24 protein-coding genes are annotated in these 26297 nt (G+C 60.8%); 15 read left to right on the top strand and 9 right to left on the bottom strand.

The window, feature by feature from the left end:
- The first annotated feature begins 258 nt into the window (after nucleotides 1–258).
- The 3 genes from GE543_RS01680 (at nucleotide 259) to GE543_RS01670 (ending at nucleotide 3626) form a co-directional block, all read left to right on the top strand.
- A complete protein-coding gene (locus GE543_RS01680) occupies nucleotides 259–1740 on the top strand; it encodes a benzaldehyde dehydrogenase (protein WP_046235138.1) in 1482 nt (493 codons plus the stop codon).
- 86 nt (nucleotides 1741–1826) lie between these two features.
- Nucleotides 1827–2594: a coniferyl-alcohol dehydrogenase gene (locus tag GE543_RS01675; protein ID WP_153220362.1), complete on the top strand. Its 768-nt coding sequence runs from the start codon at nucleotides 1827–1829 to the stop codon at nucleotides 2592–2594.
- 84 nt (nucleotides 2595–2678) lie between these two features.
- Nucleotides 2679–3626 (top strand): transporter, encoded by a 948-nt coding sequence (locus tag GE543_RS01670; protein ID WP_046235136.1) that lies wholly within the window; start codon nucleotides 2679–2681, stop codon nucleotides 3624–3626.
- Between the two features lie 363 nt (nucleotides 3627–3989).
- On the opposite strand, the gene mhpT is transcribed toward GE543_RS01670, so the two are convergent.
- A complete protein-coding gene (gene mhpT, locus GE543_RS01660) occupies nucleotides 3990–5210 on the bottom strand; it encodes a 3-(3-hydroxy-phenyl)propionate transporter MhpT (RefSeq protein WP_003410711.1) in 1221 nt (406 codons plus the stop codon).
- Nucleotides 5211–5538: 328 nt separating this feature from the next.
- On the opposite strand from mhpT, the gene GE543_RS01655 reads away from it, so the two are divergent.
- Nucleotides 5539–6861 carry an OprD family porin gene (locus GE543_RS01655; protein WP_003410709.1) on the top strand — a complete coding sequence of 441 codons (1323 nt, stop codon included), beginning with the start codon at nucleotides 5539–5541 and terminating at the stop codon, nucleotides 6859–6861.
- Nucleotides 6862–6891: 30 nt separating this feature from the next.
- Here the strand turns inward: GE543_RS01655 and GE543_RS01650 are convergent, their stop codons facing one another.
- A complete protein-coding gene (locus GE543_RS01650; RefSeq protein WP_003416890.1) occupies nucleotides 6892–7380 on the bottom strand; it encodes a MarR family winged helix-turn-helix transcriptional regulator in 489 nt (162 codons plus the stop codon).
- A gap of 210 nt (nucleotides 7381–7590) precedes the next feature.
- On the opposite strand from GE543_RS01650, the gene GE543_RS01645 reads away from it, so the two are divergent.
- The 5 genes from GE543_RS01645 to GE543_RS01625 all read left to right on the top strand — a co-directional run bounded on the left by GE543_RS01645 (nucleotide 7591) and on the right by GE543_RS01625 (nucleotide 13713).
- On the top strand, nucleotides 7591–8421 hold the full coding sequence (locus tag GE543_RS01645; protein WP_003401024.1) for a p-hydroxycinnamoyl CoA hydratase/lyase: 831 nt from the start codon (nucleotides 7591–7593) through the stop codon (nucleotides 8419–8421).
- Between the two features lie 67 nt (nucleotides 8422–8488).
- Nucleotides 8489–9937, top strand: a complete 1449-nt coding sequence (locus tag GE543_RS01640; RefSeq protein WP_153220360.1) for an aldehyde dehydrogenase — start codon at nucleotides 8489–8491, stop codon at nucleotides 9935–9937.
- Nucleotides 9938–10105: 168 nt separating this feature from the next.
- Nucleotides 10106–11992 (top strand): feruloyl-CoA synthase, encoded by a 1887-nt coding sequence (locus tag GE543_RS01635; RefSeq protein WP_371927068.1) that lies wholly within the window; start codon nucleotides 10106–10108, stop codon nucleotides 11990–11992.
- A complete protein-coding gene (locus GE543_RS01630) occupies nucleotides 11989–13239 on the top strand; it encodes a thiolase family protein (protein ID WP_153220356.1) in 1251 nt (416 codons plus the stop codon). The genes GE543_RS01635 and GE543_RS01630 overlap by 4 nt, the downstream gene beginning before the upstream one ends.
- Nucleotides 13240–13371: 132 nt before the next feature.
- A complete protein-coding gene (locus GE543_RS01625) occupies nucleotides 13372–13713 on the top strand; it encodes a hypothetical protein (RefSeq protein WP_003410688.1) in 342 nt (113 codons plus the stop codon).
- 19 nt (nucleotides 13714–13732) lie between these two features.
- Here the strand turns inward: GE543_RS01625 and GE543_RS01620 are convergent, their stop codons facing one another.
- The gene (locus GE543_RS01620; protein WP_046270906.1) at nucleotides 13733–14137 is read right to left on the bottom strand and encodes a RidA family protein; all 405 of its coding nucleotides are present in this window, start codon (nucleotides 14135–14137) and stop codon (nucleotides 13733–13735) included.
- Between the two features lie 157 nt (nucleotides 14138–14294).
- On the opposite strand from GE543_RS01620, the gene GE543_RS01615 reads away from it, so the two are divergent.
- Nucleotides 14295–15230, top strand: a complete 936-nt coding sequence (locus GE543_RS01615) for a LysR family transcriptional regulator (protein ID WP_153220354.1) — start codon at nucleotides 14295–14297, stop codon at nucleotides 15228–15230.
- Between the two features lie 12 nt (nucleotides 15231–15242).
- Here GE543_RS01615 and GE543_RS01610 read toward each other — a convergent pair whose 3' ends face one another.
- Nucleotides 15243–16160 carry a LysR family transcriptional regulator gene (locus GE543_RS01610; protein ID WP_003410683.1) on the bottom strand — a complete coding sequence of 306 codons (918 nt, stop codon included), beginning with the start codon at nucleotides 16158–16160 and terminating at the stop codon, nucleotides 15243–15245.
- A 155-nt stretch (nucleotides 16161–16315) separates the two neighbouring features.
- Here GE543_RS01610 and GE543_RS01605 point away from each other — a divergent pair, with 155 nt between their 5' ends.
- From GE543_RS01605 to GE543_RS01595, 3 genes are all read left to right on the top strand, one after another.
- Nucleotides 16316–17071: a 5-oxoprolinase subunit PxpA gene (locus GE543_RS01605; protein ID WP_010404858.1), complete on the top strand. Its 756-nt coding sequence runs from the start codon at nucleotides 16316–16318 to the stop codon at nucleotides 17069–17071.
- A gap of 86 nt (nucleotides 17072–17157) precedes the next feature.
- Nucleotides 17158–18030, top strand: a complete 873-nt coding sequence (locus GE543_RS01600) for an allophanate hydrolase subunit 1 (RefSeq protein WP_003344902.1) — start codon at nucleotides 17158–17160, stop codon at nucleotides 18028–18030.
- The gene (locus GE543_RS01595; RefSeq protein WP_003410676.1) at nucleotides 18027–19001 is read left to right on the top strand and encodes a biotin-dependent carboxyltransferase family protein; all 975 of its coding nucleotides are present in this window, start codon (nucleotides 18027–18029) and stop codon (nucleotides 18999–19001) included. The genes GE543_RS01600 and GE543_RS01595 overlap by 4 nt, the downstream gene beginning before the upstream one ends.
- A gap of 5 nt (nucleotides 19002–19006) precedes the next feature.
- Here the strand turns inward: GE543_RS01595 and GE543_RS01590 are convergent, their stop codons facing one another.
- The gene (locus GE543_RS01590) at nucleotides 19007–19588 is read right to left on the bottom strand and encodes a TetR/AcrR family transcriptional regulator (protein WP_153220352.1); all 582 of its coding nucleotides are present in this window, start codon (nucleotides 19586–19588) and stop codon (nucleotides 19007–19009) included.
- Nucleotides 19589–19866: 278 nt separating this feature from the next.
- On the opposite strand from GE543_RS01590, the gene GE543_RS01585 reads away from it, so the two are divergent.
- Nucleotides 19867–21051, top strand: coding sequence for an L-dopachrome tautomerase-related protein (locus GE543_RS01585; protein WP_153220350.1), 1185 nt, complete (start codon nucleotides 19867–19869; stop codon nucleotides 21049–21051).
- Between the two features lie 26 nt (nucleotides 21052–21077).
- Nucleotides 21078–21386, top strand: a complete 309-nt coding sequence (locus GE543_RS01580) for a putative quinol monooxygenase (protein ID WP_003344909.1) — start codon at nucleotides 21078–21080, stop codon at nucleotides 21384–21386.
- Between the two features lie 47 nt (nucleotides 21387–21433).
- On the opposite strand, the gene GE543_RS01575 is transcribed toward GE543_RS01580, so the two are convergent.
- The 4 genes from GE543_RS01575 to GE543_RS01560 all read right to left on the bottom strand — a co-directional run bounded on the left by GE543_RS01575 (nucleotide 21434) and on the right by GE543_RS01560 (nucleotide 26233).
- Complete coding sequence (locus tag GE543_RS01575; protein ID WP_060409630.1) at nucleotides 21434–21916, bottom strand: hypothetical protein; 483 nt, start codon at nucleotides 21914–21916, stop codon at nucleotides 21434–21436.
- A 116-nt stretch (nucleotides 21917–22032) separates the two neighbouring features.
- Nucleotides 22033–23364: an OprD family porin gene (locus tag GE543_RS01570; protein WP_003410668.1), complete on the bottom strand. Its 1332-nt coding sequence runs from the start codon at nucleotides 23362–23364 to the stop codon at nucleotides 22033–22035.
- Nucleotides 23365–23421: 57 nt separating this feature from the next.
- Nucleotides 23422–25014, bottom strand: a complete 1593-nt coding sequence (locus GE543_RS01565; RefSeq protein WP_153220348.1) for an MFS transporter — start codon at nucleotides 25012–25014, stop codon at nucleotides 23422–23424.
- Nucleotides 25015–25024: 10 nt separating this feature from the next.
- Complete coding sequence (locus GE543_RS01560; protein WP_371927067.1) at nucleotides 25025–26233, bottom strand: aspartate transaminase; 1209 nt, start codon at nucleotides 26231–26233, stop codon at nucleotides 25025–25027.
- Nucleotides 26234–26297: the final 64 nt, after the last annotated feature.

The raw sequence follows: 26297 nt of genomic DNA, 5'->3' as shown, positions 1-26297 counted from the left end.
TGGTCGAAATGATCAAATCGAGGCTTGATTAATAAACATAACTTCATCAAATGAACAAGCGCGTCCGCGTAGAGTTTCCACTGAGGGGGCTCGACACTTCTGCGTGGTCGTCGAAAACCCTTGTTCTAAAGCGGTTGAGTGATGACATGATGGTCGGATTACAATCCCGGCACAGGCTTTGCTCTGACGTAAGTACGGCGCATGCTTCCCGTGGCAAAAGGGGCAGGCGATTACAACCATAAAAGCCGGAGTCTTAATATGTCAGCGTCTGATGGCACCCCCCTGTTGCAACGCGCGATTGAAGCCGAATGCGTTTTCAATGGCGACTGGATTCCTTCCTCGTCTCCTTCATTGCCCGTCATCGAGCCTGCGACCGGCGAGCTATTGATGAACACCGCCATGGCCGATGCCGCGGACATCGCCGTTGCCTGCCGTGAGGCTGCGCTGGCTCAACCTGCCTGGGCGGCGCTGGGGCCACGTGAAAAGGCCGACATATTTCTTCTGGCCGCCGATCATGCGGTCTGTGCGTTCGATGAACTGGCCCTGTATGTCGCCCGCGAGACCGGCGGCAGCCTGCAAAAGGGCCAGCACGAAGTGAACGAGACCATCGTGTTGCTGCGTCAGGCTGCGGGGATGCTGTCGCAGGCCCATGGTCATGGCCTGATACTGCCCAGTCAGGCCGGTCGTCTGTCCTATGCGCGGCGTGTCGCGCACGGTGTGGTGGGGGTGATATCGCCGTTCAATTTTCCTCTGGTACTTTCCCTGCGCTCGGTCGCTCCGGCCCTTGCTGCCGGCAATGCCGTGGTGCTCAAGCCCGATCCACAGACGCCGATCAGCGGCGGTTTCCTGATCGCCCGGCTGTTCGAGGAAGCCGGCCTGCCCAAGGGACTGTTGCACGTGCTGCCGGGTTCGGCCGATGCCGGCGAAGCGCTGTGCCGCGACACCAACGTGCAGATGATCACCTTTACCGGTTCGACTGGTGCCGGACGCAAGGTTGCCGAGGCTGCGGGTCGCAACCTGAAGAAAGTGTCCCTGGAGCTGGGCGGCAAGAATCCGCTGGTGATTCTCGAAGACGCCGACCTTGATCTGGCCGCCAGCAACGCGGCGTTTGGGGCCTGGCTGCACCAGGGGCAGATCTGCATGGCCACCGGGCTGATCCTGGTCCACGAATCCATCGTCACCGAGCTGACCCGCAAGTTGGCGGACAAGGCGCGGGCGCTGACGGTGGGTAACGCGGCACGCGGTGAGGCTGCTCTGGGGCCGCTGATTAACAAACGGCAGTTGCAGCATGTGCATCAGGTGGTCAGTGACAGCCTGCAGGCCGGCGCGCAACTGGAAACCGGTGGCGAGTACGAAGGCCTGTTCTATCGACCGACCGTGCTCAGCGGCGTGAAACCCGGCATGCGCGCATTCGACGAAGAGATTTTTGGCCCGGTGGCCGTGGTGGTCAGTTTTTCCACGGACGAGGAAGCCATCGAACTGGCCAACCGTTCCGAGTATGGCCTGGCAGCTGCGGTGATCTCCCCGGACATCGGCCGCGCGACGGCGCTTGGCGACCGGCTCAGGTGCGGCATGTTGCACATCAATGATCAGACGGTGGCCGATGAGTGTGTCAACTCGTTCGGTGGGCGCGGTGCGTCGGGCAACGGCAGCAGCGCTGGCAGCCCCTCGGACTGGGATGAATACAGCCAATGGCAGTGGGTGACGGTGAAGAACCAGGCGCCGGCGTATCCATTCTGAATCTGACTGATATTCCATGCTTCATTGCAGCGGGTGATTTGATTTACCGGCAAGACGTGATCCAACAACAATAAGAGCGCGTGACTATGAATCTGAATAACAAAACACTGATCGTCACTGGTGTGTCATCCGGTATCGGCGCTGAGCTGGCACGTGTGGCACGCTTCCAGGGTGCCCGAGTGATCGGCATCGATCGCCATGAACCGCAGCTGACCGTGGACAGTTTCTTCCAGGTGGACCTTGCCGATCCAGGCAGTATCGACGCGTTGATCGAGCGCTTGCCCAAGCAGATCGACGGCCTGTGCAACATCGCCGGTGTCCCCGGCACAGCTCCCGTTCAGGCGGTCGCTCAGGTCAATTACCTCGGGCTGCGCCACCTGACCCAACGTTTGCTGCCGCGCATCGCGCCGGGCGGCAGTATCGTCAACGTGGCGTCGATACTCGGTTCGCAGTGGCCGGAAAGGCTGGAGTTGCACAAGGCGCTGGCTGCCACCGAAAGCTACGGCGAAGGGCAGGAGTGGCTGGCGGCCAATCCGGTCGCCCATGAAACCTGCTACCAGTATTTCAAGGAAGCGCTGATCGTCTGGAGCTTCAAGCAGTCGCAGGAATGGTTTCGCGATCATTCGGTACGCGTCAACTGCGTCGCACCGGGGCCGGTGTTCACGCCGATTCTGGGAGACTTTGTCAGCATGGTTGGCCAGGAGCGGGTCGCCCGTGATGGCCTGCACATGAAGCGCCCTGCGCTGGCCGATGAGGTGGCCGAGGTGATTGCGTTTCTGTGTTCCGACGCCTCGCGCTGGATCAACGGTGTCAACTTGCCGGTGGATGGAGGGTTGGCCGCTTCCTACGTGTAATAGCTGCACGTGTTGCAACCCCGGCGACGCGTTCGTGGCGTCGGGGCTCTTGAAAACAACAACAATAAGTACAGGAATCACAAGATGCCCAAGTCAGTCTTGCGTACCGTTGCGACCGTATCATTCATCGCCTTGTCATCGACTGCATACGCCTATGACTTGCCCGGCCTTAATCTGGGCAACACCAGCTTCTACGACGGCTCCCCGGCGCCTGCGGGCCCGGGCTGGTATCTGGAGGAGTATCTGAACTATGCCAAGGCCAATCGCTTCAATGACGTGAATGGCGACAAACTGCAACTTCCCAAACAGGATGTGGATGTATTGGCGGTGACCACGCAGATCATCTACGTCGGTCAGCCAATGGCCAATGGTGCCATGCCAGGTATTACCGCAATCAACACGTCACTGGCGCATGTCGACGTGGATGACGGTCTGGGCAACACCGCCCTGAGTTCGCGCGCCGGTTTCGGCGATCTGGTCATCGGCCCGTTTCTGCAGCTGCCGACGATCACCCGTGCCGATGGCAGCCCGCTGCTGACCCAGCGTGTCGAGGCGGACATTGCGATTCCGGTCGGCGCCTACGATCGCAATCGCTCGATCAACCCCGGCAGTAATTTCTGGTCGTTCAACCCGTACTATGCCGCGACTTACTGGTTCTCGCCGAAATGGTCGGCCAGCGGGCGTTTCATGTATTTGTGGAACGGCAAGAATGATGACCCGCAAGCCGGGTTCGGCAATGTTTCCGATACGCAGGCGGGGCAGGCTTTGCATGCCAACCTGACTCTGCAATACGCGGTTAACGAGCAACTCTCGCTGGGGCTCAACGGTTACTGGCTCAAGCAGTTCACGGATACCCAGGTGGACGGCCACGATGTCAGTGGTCGCAAGGAAAAGGTATGGGCCATTGGCCCTGGCTTCCTGTATGCCTTCAACAAGGAGAACGTACTGACGGTCAATAGCTACTTCGAACAGGGCGCGGAAAACCGCACCGAAGGCAACAAGGTGGTGCTGAATTTTCTGCACAAGCTGTAAGGCATGAGATTGTTTTGACTATCGTTCCAACGCGGTGCGTTGGAATGCAGTTCGTGACGCTCTGCGTTACACCTCTCAGATGCGGCGCAACAGCATGACTTGCCGTTAGCCGCTGCCATAGAAGCGCTTTTCGATCGCGATGGCGCTGACGACGCAGATTGCGACGTAAGTGACGGCTGAGTCCTGGCGCTGATCCGGGGGGAGCCTGGCAGGACGCCAGGCTAGCCGCATAGCTCACAAAGACGTTAGTCCAAACGCTCTATTTCTGGAGGCTGTACCGACCTCTTCGCGAGCAAGCTCGCTCCCACACGACTTGTGCATAACGGTGGGTGCAGAGCGTGGGGACGATGGCATAGCGTCTGATCAGCTCGACTCTGCAGTCTTGAGCTCACGCTTCTCGACGGTGATTGATCTGGACAGCACGGTGATCGCCGCCAGTGCCGCAATCACCAGACCTGGCGAGGTGGCCAGCAGTACGCCGGCGGTTCCGGCGCCAGCGCCCAGCAATTGCCCGGCCGCCAGCGGACCTGCGACCGAACCGAGACGACCGATGGCCACTGCAGCACCCACACCGGTGGCGCGTACCGAGGTCGGGTAGGAGGGTGGGGCCAGCGCATACAGCACCAACTGCGCGGCAATGACAAATACCCCGGCTGCAAACCCGGCAATGGCCATCGGTACGATACCGACCGACAGACCCACGCCTGCCAGCGCCGCGAGCAAACCGGCATAGACGAACAGCACGACCTTGATGCCATTGCAGCGATCGAGCAACAGCCCGCCCAGCAACGAGCCCAGTGCGCCGCCGATATTGAACAGCATCTGCACCATGCCCGCCTGCGGTTTGCTGAAACCCTGACCGATCAGCAGTGAAGGCAGCCAGTTGAGCAGCATGTACATCACGGTCAGGGTAAAGAAGTAACCGAGCCACAAGGCCAGCGTCGTGCGCGCCCGGCCTTCGCCGAACAACGCAGTGGCGCTTGAATGCCGAACGCTGCCAGCGCTGGTCTGCTGTCTGAAAGCGCTGGACTCGGGCAGCAACAGGATCATCAGCGGAGCTACCAGCAGCGGCACCAGACCGCCGATGATGAACGTAGTTTGCCAGTGCTCGCTGGTGAACATGGCCACGACCGCCGCCAGGGCACCGCCCAACGGGACACCGGCGTACATGACGCTGATGGCCAGCCCGCGGTGACGTTCGCTGACGGCTTCGGCGCACAAGGCAATCAGGTTGGGAAGTGCTGCCCCAAGACCCAGGCCGGTCATGAAGCGCACCAGCAGCAGGCCGGAAAAGCTCTCGACATACGCAGTGCTCAGCGAAAAGACCCCGAACAGCAGCACTGCGCTCACCAGAATCTTCTTGCGGCCGATGCGATCGGCAATCCACCCGCCAAAGAAAGCGCCAGGTAGCAGCCCGATGATCCCTGCGCTGAACACCCAGCCCATCATTTTCGGATCAAGGGCGAAGGTCTGACGCAACCCGGCGGCCGCCGTTCCGGCAGCTTGCAGGTCGAAACCTTCGATGAGCGCAACGATAAAACACAAGACAATGGTCAGCGTCGATCGACGTAACGGACTGTTCATGGCGAGCCTCATTGTTGTTTTTGTTGTGGAGAAAAGCCTGTTCCCGAGCGCCAATCGACGCGCTGTGACAGGTAGTTATCAAGGTAACAAAAATAACTAAAAAGTGAATCTGGTCGAAAAGCTCGTAAAAAACGAATCTTAGTCTTTAAAAAACATTGAGTTAGAAGATGAATGTCGAGCGACTGGTAAAGTAGTTAATAATATTAATGTTCGATTATCGATCACTTTGGATTGACGTGGCCGCAGAATCTTTCAATTCTCTGCTCACGGACCTGCAATCAAGCGCCGGACCGACTCCAAAAACAACAACAATAAGTGGACACCGAACATGTCGAAGCTCGCTCATGATGCAGCAAGCGCTGTGTCAGCTCCCTTTTTTCGTGGAAAACGTTGTGGCCTCGCGCTGGGCCTGCTGGGTATCAGTGCCATTCCCGACCCTGCACAGGCGCAGGGTTTTCTGGATGACAGCCACGGCACCCTGACGCTGCGCAATTACTACATGGATCGCGATTACAAGGATGATGGCGCCAAGACTGCGACTCGGGAGTGGGCGCAGGGCTTCATCATGAACGCGGAATCCGGTTTTACCCAGGGACCGGTAGGGTTCGGACTGGACGCGCGAGCGCTGGTCGGGGTGAAACTGGATTCTTCGCCAGACCGCAGCGGCACCGAGCTGTTGCCGGTATCCGCCAGTGATGGCCGGGCGGCTGACGAGTATTCGCGGCTGGCTCTGACCGGCAAGCTGAAATTCCACGAAACTACGGTCAAGACCGGTGATGTGTCGATTTTCCTGCCGTTCGCTTTCGCCAGTCCCTCGCGACTGTTGCCGCAGACCTTCCGTGGCACCACGCTGACCTCCAAGGATATAGATGACCTGACCCTCAATGCGGGTTACATCGATAGGGTCAACAAGCGTGACTCCAGCAACTACCAGGCCATCAGCATCGCTTCACCGAACCGCCGTTTCAACGGGGCGGCAACGTCGTCGCACATGGCTTATGCCGGAGGCGATTATCAGGTCGACAAGGACCTGAGCCTGCGTGCGTATCACGCCGAGGTAGACGATCTCTATACCCAGAACACCCTGGCCCTGTTGCACAAGCTGGCGATTGGCGACGGCGTGCTGACCACCGACCTGCGCAGCTTTTTCAGCCGCGATACCGGCAGCGCGAAAGCCGGCGAAGTCGACAACCAGAACCTGTCCGCGCTGCTTGGCTACAAGTGGGGAGGGCACAGCGTGAGCCTTGGCTACATGCATTCCAGTGGCGACACGGCGACGCCTTATGTCTCGGGCACCGAGCTGATGGGGTTGAGCGAGATGACCATGAGCTCGGACTTCCTCAACGCCAAGGAGCGCACCTGGCAAGCCATCTACGACTATGACTTCACGGCCGTCGGGCTGGTCGGGCTGCGCAGTCGCCTGCGTTATGTGCGCGGCGACAACATCGAGCTGGCCGCTTTCAATGCCGATGATCGCAAGGAGCGTGAGTTTCAGATGGAGCTGGGCTACGTTGTACAAAGCGGTCCTCTGAAGAACGTCGGGCTGCTGGCGCGCAAGTCGATCTATCGCAACGACTTCCCGGCAGGTGCAGCGTTTCGTGACGAGAACCAGACACGCTTCATCGTGCAATACAGCTTGCCGCTCTGGTAACTATCCCCGCCTTGACGGCAGGGAAGCCGTTTACGATTGATACACCTTTTTCAGCAACCTGAGCAGGTCCTGACGTTCCTTTTGATCCAGCGCTGCTGTGGATTCGAGGTCGCTGTCCACGGCGATCTGTTTCAGCTCGCGCAGCAGTGTTTCACCGCTTTTGCTGAGAAAGATGCCGTACGAGCGTTTGTCCGGCTTGCAACGCACCCGGACGGCCAGCGCGCGTTCTTCGAGCTTGTTCAGTAACGGGACGACCTGAGGCGGTTCGATCGCCAGCGCCTTGGCCAGGTCTGCCTGCATGAGACCCGGGTTCTGTTCGATGATCGCCAGTGCCGAGAACTGCGCCGGGCGCAGGTCGTGTGCGGAAAGACGTCCGATCAGGTTCTGGAACAGCTTGAGCTGTGCGCGGCGCATGGCATAACCGATCAGATCATCCAGCGCAGAATCCGTTGGCAAACGTGCCTCGGCAGCCTGTACGGGTGCCTGGCAAACGTCGGCGATGTCAGATGGCTTGGCCATTGAAAATGCGGTCCTTGTGGTTTGATGGGTCAATCAGCCGATCAGTTTGCCGAGGTTGGCGAACGATAGCTATGGGGTTAAGTGACTGTGACCCGCCTGTTCGGACGGAGTGCCGAGATTTTGATTAATATGAATAACAGTTAATTGACATAACTATATTTGCGGTTTAGCTTTGAGTCATCTTCAAGCCCAGAACAAGAGAGCATCGCCATGAGTAAATATGAAGGCCGCTGGTCAACCATCAAGGTCGAGATCGAGCAAGGTATTGCGTGGGTCATCCTCAATCGGCCGGAAAAACGCAACGCCATGAGCCCGACCCTGAACCGCGAAATGATCGATGTGCTGGAAACCCTCGAGCAGGATCCGGATGCGGGCGTTCTGGTGTTGACCGGTGCGGGTGAGGCGTGGACCGCTGGCATGGACCTCAAGGAGTACTTCCGCGAGGTGGACGCCGGACCGGAAATTCTTCAGGAAAAAATCCGTCGCGAAGCCTCCCAGTGGCAGTGGAAGATGTTGCGCATGTACGCCAAGCCGACCATCGCGATGGTCAACGGCTGGTGCTTCGGTGGTGGTTTCAGCCCGCTGGTGGCCTGTGATCTGGCGATCTGCGCCGATGAAGCGACCTTCGGCCTGTCGGAAATCAACTGGGGTATTCCGCCCGGTAACCTGGTGAGCAAGGCCATGGCCGACACCGTGGGCCACCGTCAGTCGCTGTACTACATCATGACCGGCAAAACCTTCAACGGTCAGAAGGCCGCTGAAATGGGCCTCGTCAATGAAAGCGTACCGCTGGCGCAACTGCGTCAGGTGACCATCGATCTGGCCAACAATCTGCTGGAAAAGAATCCGGTGGTACTGCGCGCCGCCAAGCACGGCTTCAAACGCTGCCGCGAACTGACCTGGGAGCAGAACGAAGATTACCTGTACGCCAAACTCGACCAGTCACGTCTGCTGGACAAGGAAGGCGGGCGCGAGCAGGGCATGAAGCAGTTCCTCGATGACAAGAGCATCAAGCCTGGTCTGGAAGCGTACAAACGCTAGTCGGGTAACCAGAAATTTTAAAACCGAGTCTGTAGTTCCTGAATAAAGATAATAAAGAGGAATCACCATGCTGGACGTGCCCCTGCTGATCGGCGGCCAGTCGTGCCCCGCGAGTGACGGACGTACATTTGAACGCTGCAACCCGGTGACTGGCGAGGTGGTTTCGCGGGTGGCTGCGGCGACTCTGGAAGATGCCGATGCGGCGGTCGCAGCCGCTCAGGCTGCGTTCCCCGGCTGGGCGGCGATGGTGCCCGGCGAGCGTCGGGCGCGTCTGCTCGAGGCTGCCGCGCAGTTGCAGGCCCGCAGCGGCGAATTCATCGCTGCGGCTGGCGAAACCGGAGCAATGGCCAACTGGTACGGCTTCAACGTACAGCTGGCCGCCAACATGCTGCGTGAAGCGGCATCCATGACGACGCAGATTACCGGCGATGTCATCCCCTCCAATGTTCCCGGCAATTTTGCCATGGCGCTGCGCCAGCCCTGCGGTGTGGTCCTGGGTATCGCGCCGTGGAATGCGCCGGTGATTCTTGCCACGCGGGCTATCGCCATGCCACTCGCCTGCGGTAATACCGTGGTGCTCAAGGCTTCGGAGCTCAGCCCCGCCGTGCATCGGCTGATCGGCCAGGTGCTGCAGGACGCCGGGCTGGGTGACGGTGTGGTGAACGTGATCAGCAACGCGCCGGCCGATGCGCCGGCGATTGTCGAGCGCCTGATTGCCAACCCGGCAGTACGGCGGGTCAATTTCACCGGTTCCACGCATGTAGGCCGCATCGTCGGTGAGCTGTCGGCGCGGCATCTGAAACCGGCACTGCTGGAATTGGGTGGCAAGGCACCGTTTCTGGTGCTCGACGACGCCGATCTCGACGCAGCAGTGGAGGCCGCAGCCTTTGGCGCCTACTTCAATCAGGGCCAGATCTGCATGTCCACCGAACGACTGATCGTGGATCACAAGGTCGCCGACGCCTTTGTTGCCAAGCTGACGGCCAAGATCAAAACCTTGCGCGCCGGTAATCCGGATGACAGTGAATCGGTTCTCGGGTCGCTGGTCGACGTGGGTGCCGGGACGCGCATCAAGGGCTTGATCGACGACGCGGTGGCGCTTGGCGCAACGCTGGTAACTGGCGGGCAACTGCAAGGCAGCATTCTGCAACCGACGCTGCTCGATGGTGTGACAGATGCCATGCGCCTGTACCGCGAAGAGTCCTTCGGCCCGGTGGCCGTGGTGCTGCGCGGCGACGGTGACGAGGCGCTGTTGCGGCTGGCCAACGATTCGGAGTTCGGTCTCTCGGCGGCGATTTTCAGTCGTGATACCAGCCGGGCCCTGGCGCTTGCGCAGCGGGTCGAGTCCGGGATCTGCCATATCAACGGACCCACCGTGCACGACGAGGCACAAATGCCCTTCGGCGGGGTGAAGTCCAGTGGCTATGGCAGTTTCGGCGGCAAGGCTTCGATCGAGCACTTTACCCAGTTGCGCTGGGTGACGTTGCAAAACGGGGCACGGCACTATCCGATATGAGGCATCCGATCTGAACCCTTCCAGGCCGGCGGCGACGGTCTTTGCACAAGACTGGGCCGCCGGTGAGTCAGGCACAACAATAACAAGGCTGCAGCCTGGTGCTGCAACGCTCGGCCCGAACCGCTGCATGGCGTTTGGCGCCTGCGTACCTTGATGGAGAGAACGCACGTGAGTTCCGATATCAGATCATCAACGCTGCAAAGTGAAGATAATCCACCGCGCTACCGCCAGGTCTCCATCGGCCACCCGCCCATCGAGGTGCGGGAAGAGCAGGGCGTTCTGCACATGCGTTCCCTGGAGCCCCTGGCACGATTGCCCGACCGGCTGCTTGACCGACTGGTGCACTGGGCGCAGTTACGTCCGCAACAGACCTTCATTGCCGCCCGCGACAGCCGTGGCGGCTGGCGCAAGGTCAGTTATGCCGAGATGCTGACGGATGTGCGCGCTATCGCGCAGAGCCTGCTGGCGTACGACCTTTCCGCCGATCGGCCGCTGGCGCTGCTGTCAGGTAACGACATCGAGCACTTGCAGCTTGCTCTGGGCGCCATGTACGCCGGCATTCCCTACTGCCCGGTATCACCGGCGTATTCGGTCATGTCTCAGGATTTCGCCAAGTTACGCCACGTCTGCGACGTATTGCGGCCAGGATTGGTATTTGTCAGCGATGCCGCGCCGTTTCAGCGTGCCATCGATGCGATCATTCCTGCGGACACGCCTGTCATCACTGTACGCGGACAGCTCAATGGCAGGCCCCAGCTGAGCTTCTCCAGCCTGCTCGAAGAGCCGGGTGGCAGCGAGGCCGAGGCCGCTTTCCTGGCCAGCGGCCCCAACACCATCGCCAAGTTTCTGTTCACCTCGGGCTCGACCAAACTGCCCAAGGCGGTGGTGACTACCCAGCGCATGCTGTGTGCCAATCAACAGATGCTGCTGCAGACGTTCCCGGTGTTCGGCGAAGAACCGCCCGTGCTGGTCGACTGGCTGCCCTGGAATCACACCTTCGGCGGCAGTCACAACATCGGTATCGTGCTGTACAACGGCGGCACGTTCTATCTGGACAACGGCAAGCCCACCGCACAAGGCTTCGCCGAGACTTTGCGCAACCTCAAGGAAATTTCGCCTACCGCCTACCTGACTGTGCCCAAGGGTTGGGAGGAGCTGGTCAACGCACTGGAGCAGGACGCCGAGCTGCGCGAGCGATTCTTCTCGCGTATCAAGCTGTTCTTCTTCGCCGCTGCCGGCCTGTCGCAAAGCATCTGGGATCGTCTTGACCGGGTGGCCGAGCAGCATTGCGGCGAGCGGATTCGCATGATGGCCGGACTGGGCATGACCGAGGCCGCGCCGTCCTGCACCTTTACTACCGGGCCATTGTCGATGGCCGGGTACATCGGCCTGCCCGCACCGGGATGCGAAGTGTGTCTGGTGCCGGTGGATGGCAAGCTCGAAGGGCGGTTTCGTGGTCCGCACATCATGCCGGGCTACTGGCGCTCGCCGCAGCAGACGGCCGAAGTATTCGACGAGAACGGCTTCTATTGCTCCGGCGATGCAATCAAGCTTGCCGATCCTGCTGCACCGGAGCTGGGCCTGATGTTCGACGGGCGTCTGGCCGAGGATTTCAAGCTGTCGTCGGGCGTGTTCGTCAGCGTCGGCCCGATGCGCAACCGCGCGGTGCTGGAAGGCTCGCCGTATGTGCAGGATGTGGTCATCACCGCGCCTGACCGCGAATGCCTCGGGGCGCTGGTGTTTCCCAGGGTGCACGAGTGTCGGCAACTGGCCGGGCTGGACGCACAGGCCACGGATGCACAGGTACTGGCCAGTGCGCCGGTACGCGAATGGTTCGCCGACTGGCTGGCGCGCCTGAACCAGGGCGCGAACGGTAACGCCAGCCGGCTGGAGTGGATCGTGCTGCTTGATCAGCCCGCGTCTATCGATCGCGGCGAAATCACCGACAAGGGGTCGATCAACCAGCGCGCCGTCCTGCAGTGGCGCGCAGACAAGGTCGAAGCGCTGTACCGTGATCAGGACCCGGACAAGCTCAGGGCAGAGACCAGGGCATGAGTGGCGGCGGGCAGTATTCGGCATTCATCGACGTGGCCATCTTCGATGCGGTGCGCACGCCCTGGGTGGATCTGGGCGGCGCTCTGGCGGCTGTCTCGCCCATCGACCTGGGTATCAAGGTCGGCCGCGAGGTCCTGGCGCGTGCTGACATCGAGCCGGATCAGGTCGACAGCGTACTGGCCGGTTCGATGGCGCAGGCCAGTTTCGATGCGTACCTGCTGCCCCGGCACATCGGCCTGTACAGCGGCGTCGCGCAAAGCGTTCCGGCACTGGGTGTGCAACGCATCTGCGCCACCGGTTTCGAATTGTTGCGCCAGGCCGCCATGCACGTGGGCGAAGGCGGGCAGATGGCACTGTGCGTCGCCGCCGAGTCCATGTCGCGCAACCCGATCGCGGCCTATACCCACCGCAATGGCTTCTCGCTCGGTGCCGCCGTGCAGTTCAAGGATTTTCTCTGGGAAGCGCTGTATGACCCGGCACCGGCGATGGACATGATCGCCACGGCAGACCACCTCGCCAAACGTCATGGGTTGAGCCGTGAAGCAGTGGACCGCTACGCCTTGCTCAGCCATGAGCGGGCGCTGCAGTCGCAGGTTTCCGGCAAATGGACCGAGGAAATTGTCCCGGTCAGCAGCGAGCGCTTTGCGCTGGAAGGCTATCAGCCGCGTGGCATCGAGTTGCCGCGAGGGGTTGAAGTGGTCGCGCAGGACAGCCATCCCCGTGCGACCCATCTGGCAGCGCTGTCGCGTCTGCGCGCCATTCACGCGAACGGGGTGCAGACCGCAGGCAATAGCTGTGCGGTGGTCGATGGCGCGGCGGCGGCCCTGGTGGGGCGTGCTTCACAATCGACGCGACCGGTGTTGGCGCACCTGCTGGCCAGCGCGGTGACGGGTGTCGCCCCAGAGTTCATGGGCATTGGCCCTGCACCTGCGATCCGCTTGCTGTTGCAGCGCAGCGGGCTGGCGCTGAGCGATATCGGTCGACTGGAAATCAATGAGGCGCAGGCCGCTCAGGTCCTGGCAGTGGCACAAACGCTGGAGCTGGACCACGAGCGGCTCAACTGCCTGGGTGGATCACTGGGCCTGGGCCATCCATTGGCCGCCACCGGTCTGCGCTTGGTCATGACCCTGGCCCGGCAATTGCGCGATACGGGCCTGCGCTACGGTATCGCGGCAGCCTGCGTCGGCGGCGGGCAGGGCATGGCGCTGCTGATCGAGAATCCCCACTGTGCGTCAAGCCGTGTCTAGCCAGGCAAATACCCGCAAATGCGACATTTTCCTGCTTTAAACGCTACGCCTCACGCAGGTCATCCTTTAGCGCTTGACCGAATCGTGGCGAACAGTGAATCTCGCACCTCTCGACCCCACGGAACCCCGTCTATGCGTGCCCTCGCTGAGCTTTCTTTCGATTTCGTCTGGCATTTGATGTTCACGGATGACAAGCAGCTCGACCAGGATCTGGCGGTGCGCTCGCTGGAAAATCTTTCCGATTACTTTTCGTTGATGTCCGACGAAGAGAAAAGGGCGTTCATTGCTGTGGCTCATGAACGCAAGGCGCGCCTTTTCGCTGTGCCCGATGCCGACGGCTACTCGCCGATACGTCTGGCCACCGAAGAGCAGGCGCAGTTTCTCGATCATGTGGTGTCCGGGCAGTTTTTCCAGCATTTCGAAGAGCCTTTGGCAGCGGATGCAAGCGAGCGCGTGGTGCCGATTCGCCGCTGAGCGGACCTGCGCCGCCCGGTTATTGCTCGACGGCTTCCGGCAGCCTGGCGATGACCTTGATCTCGAAATCGAAGCCATACAGCCAGGTCACACCGACGCCGGTCAGGGTCGGGTGCGGCGCGTCGCCCCAGAACTCGGGAATCACTTTCCATATCCGCTCGAACCTTGCCTCGGGATCGACAATGAACACCGTCACGTCGACCACATCTTCGAACGTGCAACCGGCCGCCAGCAGGATGGCATTCAGGTTGTTGAACGCCAGGCGCACCTGCTTTTCCAGATCCGGCTCGGGTGAGCCGTCTTCGCGGCTGCCGACTTGTCCGGACACGAATAGAAAACCATTGGAGCGTAGGGCGGGCGAATAGCGATTGCGCTCGTAAAGCGCCTGGCGGCCAGCTGGAAAAACGACGTCACGTTGGGTCATGGGTGTCTCCATCAACACTTGGGTACGAAAGCTGAAATCAGCGTTGAAGCCACAGTAGGGTCTTGCGTCAGCGCGATAAACGAGCAACCGTACTCAGCACTGTTTGGGAAACCCAAACAATCGACAGGCTGATGAGGCAAGACAGGCGGGGGCGAGGATGGATCGTTTCGACGCAATGCAAGCGTTTGCCCGCGTGGTGGAAACCGGCAGTTTCACCAAGGCTGCGGCTACGCTGCACATGAGCAAGACCAGCGTGACGCAACTGGTGCAGCAACTGGAGGCCCGTTTGCGGGTCAAGCTGCTCAATCGCACCACGCGCCGGGTCAACGTGACTGCCGACGGTGCGGTGTTTTACGAGCGCGTGGTCAGGCTGCTGGCCGACATGGATGACGCCGAGACCAGTCTGTCCAGTGCAGCGTCGCTGCCCAGAGGACGATTGCGCGTGGACGTGCCCAGCCCGCTGGCCAGCATGCTGCTGATGCCCGCCTTGCCAGGCTTTCATGCGCGTTATCCGGACATTCAGATCGATATGGGCGTCAGCGACCGTATGGTCGATCTGATTGGCGAGAACGTCGACTGCGTGGTGCGGGGTGGCGAAATAGCCGATCAGTCGCTGATGGCGCGGCGGGTGGGCGACCTGCAACTGGGCGTTTACGCCGCGCCGGAGTATCTGCAGCGCATGGGCACGCCTGTTCATCCGCAAGAACTCGAAGACTCGGCCCATCGCATCGTCGGCTATCTGTGGGCGCGCACCGGCAAGGCGCTGCCCTATGCCATGCACCGCGACGGGGAAAAGGTCCATGTACAGGGGCGCTATACGCTGGCGGTGGATGATGGCAATGCCTACGTTGCCGCAGGGTTGGCCGGAATGGGCATTCTCTGGCTACCGGACTATATGGCCAAGCCGTATCGGGAGCGCGGAGCCCTCATCCCGTTGTTCGAAGACTGGCAACTGGACAGCATGCCGATGTACGTGGCCTTCCCGCCGAACCGGCACATCAGCATCAAGGTCCGCGTGTTTATCGACTGGATCACCGAGCTGATGGCCGAGCATGCGCCTGTCACTCGGCCACCGACACGTCCTGCGCAATAGCGCGCCGCGGGTTCAACGCCGTGCCGACAGTTGCTGCGGGGCCAGAAATGCGTCATGAAAATAGTTGCGGAAGGCCTGCATGGCCGGGCTCAATTCACGTTCGCGGTGCCAGGCCAGGCCGACGCTCATGGGCGTTACCGTGTCGGTGACGGTGATCGTTTCGATACGCTTGCCTTCCAGCGACCAGGGGCGATGCACCAGATCGGAAAGGATCGCCACGCCGCTGCCGTTGGCGACCATGCTGCGTACGGCTTCCACCGAACTGGTGCGGATTCTGACGTTGGGCTGTTGCCCGGCCAGTTCCCAGTAGCGCATGGCGCTTTGTTCGGCTTCGTCGACGGTCAACAGGATATAGGGCTCCTGCGCGACGTCGGCGAGGCTGACAGAGGCGCGTTGGCACAGTGGGTGATGGCTGGACAGCCACAGGCGGCGCTCGGAGTTGAACAACGTTTCCGAGATGATATCCGGGTGAGTGATGTTTGCCGTCAGCACCACCGCCATGTCGAAGCGACCTTGCAGCAGGCCTTGTTCGATGGCTTGTCGTTCCTGCTCATGCACCTCGATGGCGACGTCCGGGTGCCAGTGTTCCAGGCGCTGCAAATGATGCGGCAGGAAGTAGCCGATGACCGTGTAGCTGGCGGCCAGGCGCAATACGCCGCTGGCGCGGATATCGGGCAGCGGGCTGTTCAGCGCATCATCGACGCTGCGCAGGATGACGTAAGCCCTGTTGAGAAAGTGGCGGCCTGCTTCAGTCAGGCTCATGCCCTGCGCCGAGCGCTGAAACAGCAGGGTGCCGAGCATGCCCTCCAGTTCCTTGATCGCCGTGGTGACCGCCGATTGGGAAATGTTCAGGTGAATAGCCGCCTGCGATATCTGCCCGATCTCGGCAGTTGCCACGAAATAACGGACCTGGCGCAGGGTCAGGGACATAAGCACTCCAGACAGAGGTTCTACTGGTCGGGGTATCTGTTTTTCAGAAGATAGCGTATCTGTTAATAGATCTACCCAAGGGGTGCGACTGAATTTAACGTGGTTTGCATGAAGCCGGATAGCCCTTTGTCCGGCCAGCCACAGGAGCAACAGCCATGCAGGTGGATTTCAACTCGGACATGGGTGAAAGCTTTGGCGCGTGGACCATTGGTGACGGCGTCGATACTGAATTGATGACCTTTATCAGCTCCGCCAATGTTGCGACCGGTTTTCACGCGGGTGACCCTGGCACCATGCGCCGCACGATCGAGCAGGCGAAACGCCTGGGCGTTGCCATCGGCGCACACCCGGGGTTCCGCGATCTGGTCGGCTTTGGTCGCCGGCATATCAACTCGACGCCTCAGGAACTGGTCGACGACATGCTCTACCAACTGGGAGCCCTGCGCGAACTGGCGCGGGTGCAGGGCGTGGCCTTGCAGCATTTCAAACCCCATGGTGCCTTGTACATGCACCTGGCCAGAGACGAAGCCGCAGCCCGCCTGCTGGTGGAAAACCTGCAGCGCCTGGAGCCCGATTTGCTGCTTTACTGCATGCCCGGTTCGGTTATCTGCAAGATCGCCGAGGAGCTGGGCCAGCCGGTGATCCGCGAGTTCTACGCTGATCGCGCTTACGACCTCAGCGGCTCCATCGTCTTCACCCGTCACGTACGCGCCCTGGACCCGACCGAAGTCGCAGCCCGCGTGGTGCGCGCGTGCCTGCAAGGTCTGGTGCGTACTGTCGAGGGTGAGGACCTGAGCATCGAATTCGATTCGATCTGCCTGCACAGCGACACGCCGGGCGCGCTGGACCTTGCAGAAGCGACACGCCTGGCGCTAGACGCTGCGGGCATCAAGGTGCGTGCGCCGCGTTGAATAAAAGGCATCGTGTGCACAGACGCACGAGCCGTGTTACTGATTTTTGCCTGCCGTTCTACAACGATTTCAAGAAAGGAACAGACATGGCTGATCCGATTCGCTACAGCTTTGGCGCTGATGAACATCTGTTCGCCGAGGTCAGTGACAGTATGTCGCTGGAGGCATTTTTCAAGGGGCTGGCGGTGACCCGTGCGGTCGAGCGTCTGGCGCTGGACGGTGTGCTGGACGTGTGCCTGGCCAACGCGTCATTCCAGATTCGTTTTGACCCGGACCGTATCGCACCGCACGTCTTACTCGAAGCGGTAAGGGCGGCCGAGGCCGGTGCGGTCGCCGAACGTACCTTGCAGACCCGGATCATCGAAATCCCGGTGCTGTACAACGATCCATGGACCCACGAAACCCTGATGCGTTTTCGTGATCGTCATCAGGACCCCGGTTCCACCGACCTGGAATACGCTGCACGCATCAATAACCTGGCGGATGTCGATGCCTTCATCGCCGCGCACAGCGGTGCACCGTGGTTCGTTTCGATGGTCGGTTTTGTCGCCGGTCTGCCGTTCATGTTCCAGATGGTGGAGCGCGAGCGTCAGCTGCAGGTGCCCAAATACCTGCGTCCGCGCACCGATACGCCCAAACACACACTCGGCCACGGCGGCTGCTTCGGCTGCATCTATTCGGTACGCGGAGCGGGCGGTTATCAGATGTTTGGCGTCACTCCCGCGCCGATCTATGACCCGCAGCAGAAGCTGGCCTACCTGAAAGAGCACATGGTGTTCTTCCGGCCGGGCGATATCGTCCAGTTCAAACCGCTTGACCGGCAAGCCTATGACGAGGCTGTCGCAGAGGTGGAAGCCGGGCGCTTCGACCTGCTCATCCGCCCGGTCGAGTTTTCGCTGGATGCCTTTCTGGCCGATCCGGTGGGCTATCCCAAGTCGTTGCAGGAGGTGCTGGCATGATCAAGGTGCTCAAACCCGGTCTGGCCACCTCGGTTCAGGACCTCGGTCGCGAGGGCTATTATCACCTGGGCATTCCGCCCTCCGGTGCGCTCGACCAGTACGCCCTCAGCGCCGCCAATCAGCTGGTCGGCAACCCACCCGGCGCTGCGGGGCTGGAATGCACACTGCTGGGGCCGGAACTGGAGTTCCAGTGCGATACATTGGCTGCAGTCTGCGGCGCGCACATGGCGGCGCGTCTCGACGGCGTGGAAATGCACCACGACACCGCCTTTGCGGTGAAGGCTGGGCAAGTGCTGCGTTTCGACTTCCCCAAGGACGGTGCGCGTACCTATCTGGCCGTCGCCGGCGGCATTGATGTGCCGCTGGTGCTGGGCAGCCGTTCGACTTACACATTAGGTGCGCTTGGCGGTTTTCAGGGTCGCCGACTGGCCGCTGATGACCAGTTGCCGATAGGCACACCCAGTGGCAAGGGACGCGCCGGGGCCAGCCTGCCGATGGCCTTGCGCCAATCGTTGGGCGGGGAAGTGTATCTGCGGGTGGTGCCGGGCCTGTATTACGAGCGCCTGACCGAATTTGCCGCCACCAGTTTTTTCTCCGAGCCCTGGAGCGTAGGGTCGGAAGCCGACCGCATCGGTTATCGCTTCAAGGGGGGCAGGGCGCTGACCTTCCAGCCCAGGGAGCAGCCCTTCGGCGCCGGTTCCGATCCATCCAATATCGTTGACAGTTGCTACCCGATCGGCTCGATTCAGGTGCCTGCCGGGCTGGAACCGATTGTGTTGCACCGTGATGCCGTGTCGGGCGGGGGCTACGCGATGATTGGCACGGTGATCAGCGCGGACCTGGACCTGATCGGTCAGATGCAACCCAATCAGACCGCCCGATTTGTGGCCGTAACGCTGGAGGAAGCGCTGGTGGCGCGCAAGTCCTACAAGAAGAAGCTGGCCTGCCTGAGCAAACTGTTTCCTTCCTGAGACCGTCAGTCGGTCTGCCCGGACTCCAGTTGTGCCCGCATCTTCGCGCGGCACACCTCGAGTATTTCGTCCGCCAGCGGCGAGTCATTCGGGCAGCTGCGTGACAGCAGCAACGCCCCCAGCGCATGGGCAAAGCGGTCGATGGTGTTTGCCCGCGCCTGTTTCCATTCTTCGTCGCCGGGTGCTGCCTGGTCGGGAGCAAGCGCTGCAAGCAGGCTTTCGATGCCGTCGGCGAAGGTCGCTTTGACCTCGCCCGACTGGCGCGCTGCATCGCCGCTCAGCGCGGCCATGGGGCAGCCCGTGCCAAGGTTGTCGCGGTGCTCTCGGGACAGGTAGTAATCGATGAACTGCGCTGGATCGATGCCGGTCGAGTTCGCCACCGTCTGCGAGAAGGCACAGGCCGCCGACTCGGCCATCAAGTCGGATTTGGAACCGAAATGCTTGTAGAACCCGCCGTGGGTAAAGCCCGCCGCTGCCATCAGGTCGGCCACCCCGACACCGTCATAGCCATGCTCGCGAAACTGGACGGACGCCGTCTCGACGATGTGTGCCCGGTTGGCCTGGGCCTGCGCCTTGGTGACTCTCATGCAGGTTGCCTCTTTGCCTGTCTGGTGGTGGCCATCTGGGCCTGGAAGAGGGTGAATATAGCATTGATGCTGACCGTCATCAAAACCGCTGATCGTCAGGATGCTGGCTGCAGGAGATGGCTGGCAAGCAACACGGATCTTCGCCCTCGCGTTGAAAGTGTTAGCGTGTTACCCGCGTTTTTCTTTGTAACAAGAAAGTTCAGACTAGTCGTCAACCTGTTTATGGCACACAAAGCCCCCAATGCTGATGGGCAGTTAGCCCCTCAGGAGAGAGCACTATGCATCGAACGAAAATTTCCGCCGCACTTGCCATGATTTCCGCAGCCACACTCGCTAGTTCGCTGGCCTACGGCGCGACCGCCATTCCATTGCCTGCCAGTGCGCCTGCTGACAAACCGATTGGCAAGCTCGAGCAGGTTCATGCCTTTTATGACGCGATGCCCACCGGTGTGACGGTGACTGAAACCGGGCGAATTTTCGTCAATTTTCCGCGTTGGGGTGACAAGGTGCCGTTTACCGTGGGCGAGATTCGTGACGGCAAAGTGGTTGCCTACCCTGATCTGGCGGTCAACAAGGAGAACCCCAAAGACCCCGGCGACGGGCTGATCAGCGTGCAGAGCGTGGTTGCCGATGGCAAGGGGCGTGTCTGGCTTCTGGACACGGCCGCACCGGGCTTTGCGTCTCCGCGTCGAGGCGGCGCCAAACTGGTTGCGGTGGACCTGGCCACCAACCGAATCGTCAAGCGCCTGGTGTTTCCGGATAACGTCATATTGCCCGGCACCTATGTCAACGACATGCGCTTTGACTTTCGCAAGGGAGCGGAGGGGACGGTCTATGTAACGGACTCATCCTTGAGCGGGCCGGGTGCGATCATTGTCATGGACATCGCCAGCGGTCACGCTGTGCGGCGCTTGAACGGGGCGCAGTCAACATCTGTCGATCCGGCTTTCGTACCCGTCGTCGAGGGTGTGGCCGTGCTGGGCGATGGCCCGAACGGAACGCGCAAACCGGTCGGCGTCGCCTCGGACGGCATTGCGTTGTCGGCAGACGGCAAGACACTGTATTTCTCGCCATTGTCCAGCCGCCATCTGTACGCCGTGGCCACCGAGTTGTTGAACGACAGCAAGGTCAGTGAGCAGCAGTTGGCAGCGGCGGTGCAGGACCTTGGTGAAAAAGGTGCTTCGGATGGCCTGGAAGCCGATGCCAAAGGCGCGGTATACGCAGGCGACTACGAGCATAATTCGATTCGCAAACGCCTGCCGGATGGTACCTGGCAAACAGTGGCACACGATCCGCGCATGCTGTGGCCTGACACCTTGTCGATCGGCCCGGATGGCTACCTGTACTTCATCGTCAACCAATTGCACCGCCAGGCCAACTTCAACGCCGGCCACGACAAGCGCGAAAAACCCTACAGCCTGCTGCGTTTGAAAATAGACGCTGCGCCCGCACCTACCCACTGATCGAATCGAATACCGGAGTATCGATAATGAACACACCTGCAAAGCCATTGGCCTTGATGGCAGTCCTGAAAGCCAGTGCCGGCAAAGAGTCGGCCCTGAAAACCGCATTATCGGCACTTGTGGAGCCGACCCGGGCGGAGCCAGGCAATATCGAGTACACACTGTTCGAAGCGCGCGATGAGCGCGGCACGTTCTATATGCGTGAATGTTTCAAGGATCAGGCAGCACTGGACGCCCATGTCGCCACGCCGCACTACCAACAGTTCGCGGCAGTCAGCGGCGAGTTGCTGGCAGAGCCGCCGCAGCTGATATTTCTCGATCAGGTATCGAGCTGAGTGTCCGAAAGGGCCCGGTCAGTCCGGGCCCATCCGCAGTGAGTTGATCAGTTCTGCGAAAGGGATGATAACGCACCGGACAGCGCAGCCACCCATTGCACAGCCAGCAAGATCACCAATCCCTTCGGCGCCCGCCGAATGAACCAGTACACCGTATTGAGCACCGCCGATATCAGATTGGCGAACCACAGTGCGGCAGCTGCAAGCACTCGATTTATTTGAGGCCAGTCGCCGTCCAGATTCAGAAAAAAGATAGCGATACAAACGCCAATAGCCATAATGGCAATTGATGCAAAGGCAATGTACCTGCTCAGGTAGAACGAGCTGAAGGGCATGCCCGTCTGGTTTTCCAATCCAGGGTAGGGTGCGGCAGGCATATCCATAAAGGCAGGGTGAATGGCTTTGTGAGGTGTCGCCTGGACGCCTGCGTGAGGCGCGGACGGTTCCGACTCAAGAAGACGGGTTTCAGGCTTTACTGAAGGTGGCGGACGGGCTTGATCAGATGCGTCATCCGGATGTGTACTGTTCATGGTGTTCGCTTCCTTTGCATGCTGCAGAGGTTATAACGAATGATTGGCGAATACGAGCCAAGGTAACCATGTCGGTTCGAACAGCAGACACGTCCTGCATCTGCTGTCCCGTTGCCTTAGAAAATATTGATCGGGTAACTCACGATCACCCGATGCTCATCGGAATCACGCTGGCTGGCGAATTCGGTGCGCAGTTGCGCGTGGCGTAGCGCGACGCTGAGGTTCTTTGCCGGACCGGACTGCACCACGTAACTCAGGGTGACGTTGCGTTCCCATTCCTTCTTGTCGCCGTCGGACGTCTGGATGTTCGAGCCGCTTTCATACATTGCCAGGAAGTTCAGGCCGGGGACGCCCAGTCTGGCGAAGTCGTAGCCGTAGCGAACCTGCCAGGTACGTTCCCCGGCGCGCTGGAATTTACCGATCATTGACTCGGTCATGAAGTAGGCAGTCGAGCCGTCACCCTGATTCAGCCAGACCGCGTCGCTGTCGCCGGTCACGGCCTGGTAACCCGCGGCGAACGTATGGCCATTGATCAGGTAGGTGAACTGGGCGCTGGAAAGGCGGCTGTCGACTTCACCCTTGGTGACGCCGTTGCCGTAATAGCCAACCGTGTAGAACGCCGGGTCGTGACCGTTGGCGCCGTCCGAGCGGTTGTCGAAATGGCGCAGGTCGGTGCGCAGGGTGCCCGGGCCCAGTTGCATGTCGTATTTCAGGCCCAGAAAGTTCTGCTTGTAGAAGTTTTCCAGGTTGCCGTAGTAGTACTGCAAGGTCAGGTCTTTGGTCGGTTTGTAATCGACGCCTGCGTAGTAGAACTTGTTGACGAACTCGCCGGTCAGCGGGTTGTTTGCACCCGGAATGGACATACCCATCTGATTGGTCGAACCACGGCCCATGACATGTTCCAGCTGGCCTGCGGTGAAGGTGAAGTCCTTCAGGTCGCCAGACTGAATCTGCCCGCCACGAAAAGTCTGTTGCAACATGCGGTCGGTGGACATCACCACCGGCAGCATGGGCACCAGCGTGCCGTATTTCAGTTCGGTCCTGGAGACGCGTGCCTTAAGCGTTGCCCCCAGGCTGCTGAATTCGTCGACCGCACGACCGTCGCTGTCTGTGGGGAAGATATTGCCGTTGAACGCCGTGCTTTGCGGGTTATAGTGACGGCCTTTGCCCGAGTCCAGACGAATGCCCAACTGGCCGAGTGCATCGACACCGAAGCCCACCGTGCCTGGCGTATAGCCCGACTGGTAGTTGAGCATGAAGCCCTGGCCCCACTCCTGCGTGTAGTTCGGATCGGCGGCGCCGCTGCGGTTGTCTGCGTTACTGAAGAAGTTGCGCGCAAGAATACTGGCCTTGCTGTCCTCCAGAAAACCTTCGGCGTAGCTCTGCTGAGCGATCAGCAGACCACAAAAGCCCGCAACGAAAGGGGTGGCGCGATTGATACGCTCCATCGGGATCATCCTCATGCTGTAATTAAGTGTTTTTTGAGAGGCAGAGTCAGGCGGCAGTCAGGTTTCTTGTTGTTTTTCAGGCGCAGGTGTTGCACATGAATCCGTTACAGGCGTTGCTGCACGGGGTACCTGGTGAAGGGTGACGCGAGGCAGACGATGCAGAACCAGCAGCGCGAGCACGCCCAGTCCGGCGCATGTCAGCAGCCCCGTGCCTACCGCCTGGGCGAGGGCGGTGCGGGCTATCAGCAGCGCCGCATCGACATTGGCGGGCGTGTGCTGCAGCAGAACCTGAGGGTCAGCCAGGCGCGGTAAGGCCGACGCCTGATCTGCTGCGTTCAGCGCACTTTGCAGGTTGGCGACATACAGCACCTTGACCAGCACGCCCATGGCCGCCGTACCCAGCAAACCGCCGACCAGCCGCAAGGACTGGGTCAGTGCCGTGGCAATGCCGAGAAATTGCCGTTCGGCGAGCGTCTGGGTGAACACGGTCAGGTTGAGCAGAATGAAACCCAGCCCCAGCCCCGCCAGCAGAATGAGCCCCAGCAAGGTGCTGAACCCGGCATGCAGCCCGACCAGTGCCAGGGCAATGCAGGCGACTGACAAGGCCGCGAACCCGGCGACCGGCAGCCGGTTGGGGTTGGCCATGCGTGTGACGATCCGGCTGTTAACGATGGCGCCCAGCGTAATGCTCAGCGCCAGCGGGGTAAGCAGTAACCCGGCGTCTTTTGGCGAGTAGCCGTAGCTGCCCTGCAAGAGCAGCGGCAGGTAAAAAAGAAGGGTGAACATGATGGCGCCGGCCAGCAGCGACATGATGAACAGCAGGCGGATGCTGCGGTTGGCGAACAGCCCCGCAGGCAGCAAGGCAAAGGCACAGCGGCGCTCCTGGAACCAGAGGCCGGCCATGGCCGCGAGGGTCACGGCGCCACAGGTCAGACTGATCGACAGAGAACGCTGGCCCAGCCATTCGACGAACAGTTGCAGGCTGCCCAGCGTCAATACGATCAATAAAGCCCCTAGCCAGTCGAGCCGAATCGCACCGGCAGAATGGGCTCGATACCCTTGCGGGCGATACCACGGCAGAAAGCGCCAGGCAAAGAACAAGGCAACCACGCCCAGGGGCAGGTTCAACCAAAAAACCGAACGCCAGCCAAACTCGCCGGACAGATAACCGCCCAATCCTGGGCCGATGGCATTGACCACGCTGAACATGGCGCTCAGCAACACCTGCCAGCGCAACCGCTGGCGAGTGTCGGGAAACAGCTCGGGCACACAGGCAAAGGCGGTACCGATCAACATGCCGCCGCCCACGCCTTGCAAGGCTCGCCCGATCACCAGCACCAACATGCTGTCTGCCAGTGCGCAGAGCAGCGAGGCCAGCGTAAAGATGACTGTTGCGGCCAGTACGAACGGTTTGCGTCCATAAAAATCGCCCAGCCGGCCAAAGATCGGGATGGTCACGATAGAGGCCAGCAGGTAGCCGGTGGCGACCCAGGCGTACAACTCGAAACCGTTGAGCTCGGCGACGATGCTGGGCAGTGCGTTGCCGATGACCGTCTGATCCAGCGCGGAAAGGCCCAGCACCAGTGATATGCCGAGCATGGCCAGCAAGGCCTGTTTGAAGGTCAGGGCTGGATGGCTCGGCGTCGTCATGTCGAGGTGCTCAGCGCAATGCAGCGACAGCAGTCGCCATGCGCGCGCAGCCGTCTTCAAGGGTTTCCAGGGCAGTAGCCGTAGACATCCGGAAAAACGGTGCCAGGCCATAGGCGGTGCCTGCGACAACGGCCACGCCCTGACTTTCCAGCAGGTACAGCACCACGTCTGTATCGGCTTCCAGTACCGAACCTGACGGTGTGGTTTTGCCGATCAGCGCGCCGCAATTGACGTAGAGATAGAACGCGCCTTCGGGCTTGATGCAGCTCAGGCCGTCAATCGCGTTGATCAGCTCAAGGCAACGATCGCGGCGCTGTTTGTAGACCTTGACGCTGTCGCTGACAAAAGACTGGTCGCCGTTGAAGGCAGCGACTGCGGCGGCCTGGCTCACCGAGCAGGCGTTGCTGGTGGACTGTGATTGCAGGGTCGCCATCGCCTTGATGATATCGTCGGGGCCTGCGGCGTAGCCGATGCGCCAGCCGGTCATGGCGTAGGTTTTCGACACGCCGTTGATGATCAGCACGCGTTCGCGCAGCGCCGGCTCGACAGTGAGCAGGTGGCTGAGCGGAGCGTGGTCGTAGCGGATGTGCTCGTAGATGTCATCGGTCATGACCAGCACGTGCGGGTAATCGAGCAGTACGTCGGCCAGCGCGCGCCATTCGGATGCGCTGTAGGTGGCACCGGTCGGGTTGCTCGGCGAGTTGAGCAGCAGCCAGCGGGTGCGCGGCGTGATCGCATTGCGCAGTTGCGTGGCAGTCAGCTTGAACTGATTTTCTTCCGGGCATGCCAGGGTCACAGGGCGACCGTCGCAGGCCAGAACCATGTCCGGGTATGACACCCAATAAGGCGCGGGGATCAGCACCTCATCGTCGACACCCAATGTCGCCGCGAATGCATTGAAGATCGCGGCCTTGGCACCACTGGTGACCACGATCTGGCCGGGCGCATAAGCAAGGCCGTTTTCACGTTGCAGCTTGGCGGCGATTGCCTCGCGCAGCGCCGTGGTGCCCGCGTTGAGCGTGTAGCGGGTTTCACCGTTCTCGATGGCGGCACAGGCGGCCTGACGAATGTGCGCCGGCGTGTCGAAGTCCGGCTCGCCAACCACCAGATTGATGATCGATTTGCCTGCGCGCCGCAGTTCATTGGCCCGATCGGCAGCAGCACTGCTTGGCGACGGTTTGATGCGGAGCACGCGGGCAGCGATGCGAGATGCGGTCACGTTGGCATTCCTCGTTGATGGCCTTGATGAGGAATACGTTACGAGCCAGCGAAGCGCTCGCCAT

It is taken from the genome of Pseudomonas sp. SZ57 (assembly GCF_009495975.1).
Lineage (GTDB): Bacteria > Pseudomonadota > Gammaproteobacteria > Pseudomonadales > Pseudomonadaceae > Aquipseudomonas > Aquipseudomonas syringae.
The sequence above is the reverse complement of the archived record's forward strand: the minus strand, read 5'-3'. Positions and strand labels throughout refer to the sequence as shown.

Coding starts and splice junctions, on each gene's coding strand:
- GE543_RS01600 (WP_003344902.1), top strand. CDS start 17,158: ATGGCTGATCCGATTCGCTACAGCTTTGGCGCTGATGAACATCTGTTC.
- mhpT (WP_003410711.1), bottom strand. CDS start 5,210: ATGAACAGTCCGTTACGTCGATCGACGCTGACCATTGTCTTGTGTTTT.
- GE543_RS01640 (WP_153220360.1), top strand. CDS start 8,489: ATGCTGGACGTGCCCCTGCTGATCGGCGGCCAGTCGTGCCCCGCGAGT.
- GE543_RS01645 (WP_003401024.1), top strand. CDS start 7,591: ATGAGTAAATATGAAGGCCGCTGGTCAACCATCAAGGTCGAGATCGAG.
- GE543_RS01580 (WP_003344909.1), top strand. CDS start 21,078: ATGAACACACCTGCAAAGCCATTGGCCTTGATGGCAGTCCTGAAAGCC.
- GE543_RS01680 (WP_046235138.1), top strand. CDS start 259: ATGTCAGCGTCTGATGGCACCCCCCTGTTGCAACGCGCGATTGAAGCC.
- GE543_RS01595 (WP_003410676.1), top strand. CDS start 18,027: ATGATCAAGGTGCTCAAACCCGGTCTGGCCACCTCGGTTCAGGACCTC.
- GE543_RS01625 (WP_003410688.1), top strand. CDS start 13,372: ATGCGTGCCCTCGCTGAGCTTTCTTTCGATTTCGTCTGGCATTTGATG.
- GE543_RS01565 (WP_153220348.1), bottom strand. CDS start 25,014: ATGACGACGCCGAGCCATCCAGCCCTGACCTTCAAACAGGCCTTGCTG.
- GE543_RS01675 (WP_153220362.1), top strand. CDS start 1,827: ATGAATCTGAATAACAAAACACTGATCGTCACTGGTGTGTCATCCGGT.
- GE543_RS01585 (WP_153220350.1), top strand. CDS start 19,867: ATGCATCGAACGAAAATTTCCGCCGCACTTGCCATGATTTCCGCAGCC.
- GE543_RS01655 (WP_003410709.1), top strand. CDS start 5,539: ATGTCGAAGCTCGCTCATGATGCAGCAAGCGCTGTGTCAGCTCCCTTT.
- GE543_RS01650 (WP_003416890.1), bottom strand. CDS start 7,380: ATGGCCAAGCCATCTGACATCGCCGACGTTTGCCAGGCACCCGTACAG.
- GE543_RS01570 (WP_003410668.1), bottom strand. CDS start 23,364: ATGGAGCGTATCAATCGCGCCACCCCTTTCGTTGCGGGCTTTTGTGGT.
- GE543_RS01610 (WP_003410683.1), bottom strand. CDS start 16,160: ATGTCCCTGACCCTGCGCCAGGTCCGTTATTTCGTGGCAACTGCCGAG.
- GE543_RS01620 (WP_046270906.1), bottom strand. CDS start 14,137: ATGACCCAACGTGACGTCGTTTTTCCAGCTGGCCGCCAGGCGCTTTAC.
- GE543_RS01630 (WP_153220356.1), top strand. CDS start 11,989: ATGAGTGGCGGCGGGCAGTATTCGGCATTCATCGACGTGGCCATCTTC.
- GE543_RS01615 (WP_153220354.1), top strand. CDS start 14,295: ATGGATCGTTTCGACGCAATGCAAGCGTTTGCCCGCGTGGTGGAAACC.
- GE543_RS01670 (WP_046235136.1), top strand. CDS start 2,679: ATGCCCAAGTCAGTCTTGCGTACCGTTGCGACCGTATCATTCATCGCC.
- GE543_RS01590 (WP_153220352.1), bottom strand. CDS start 19,588: ATGAGAGTCACCAAGGCGCAGGCCCAGGCCAACCGGGCACACATCGTC.
- GE543_RS01605 (WP_010404858.1), top strand. CDS start 16,316: ATGCAGGTGGATTTCAACTCGGACATGGGTGAAAGCTTTGGCGCGTGG.
- GE543_RS01575 (WP_060409630.1), bottom strand. CDS start 21,916: ATGAACAGTACACATCCGGATGACGCATCTGATCAAGCCCGTCCGCCA.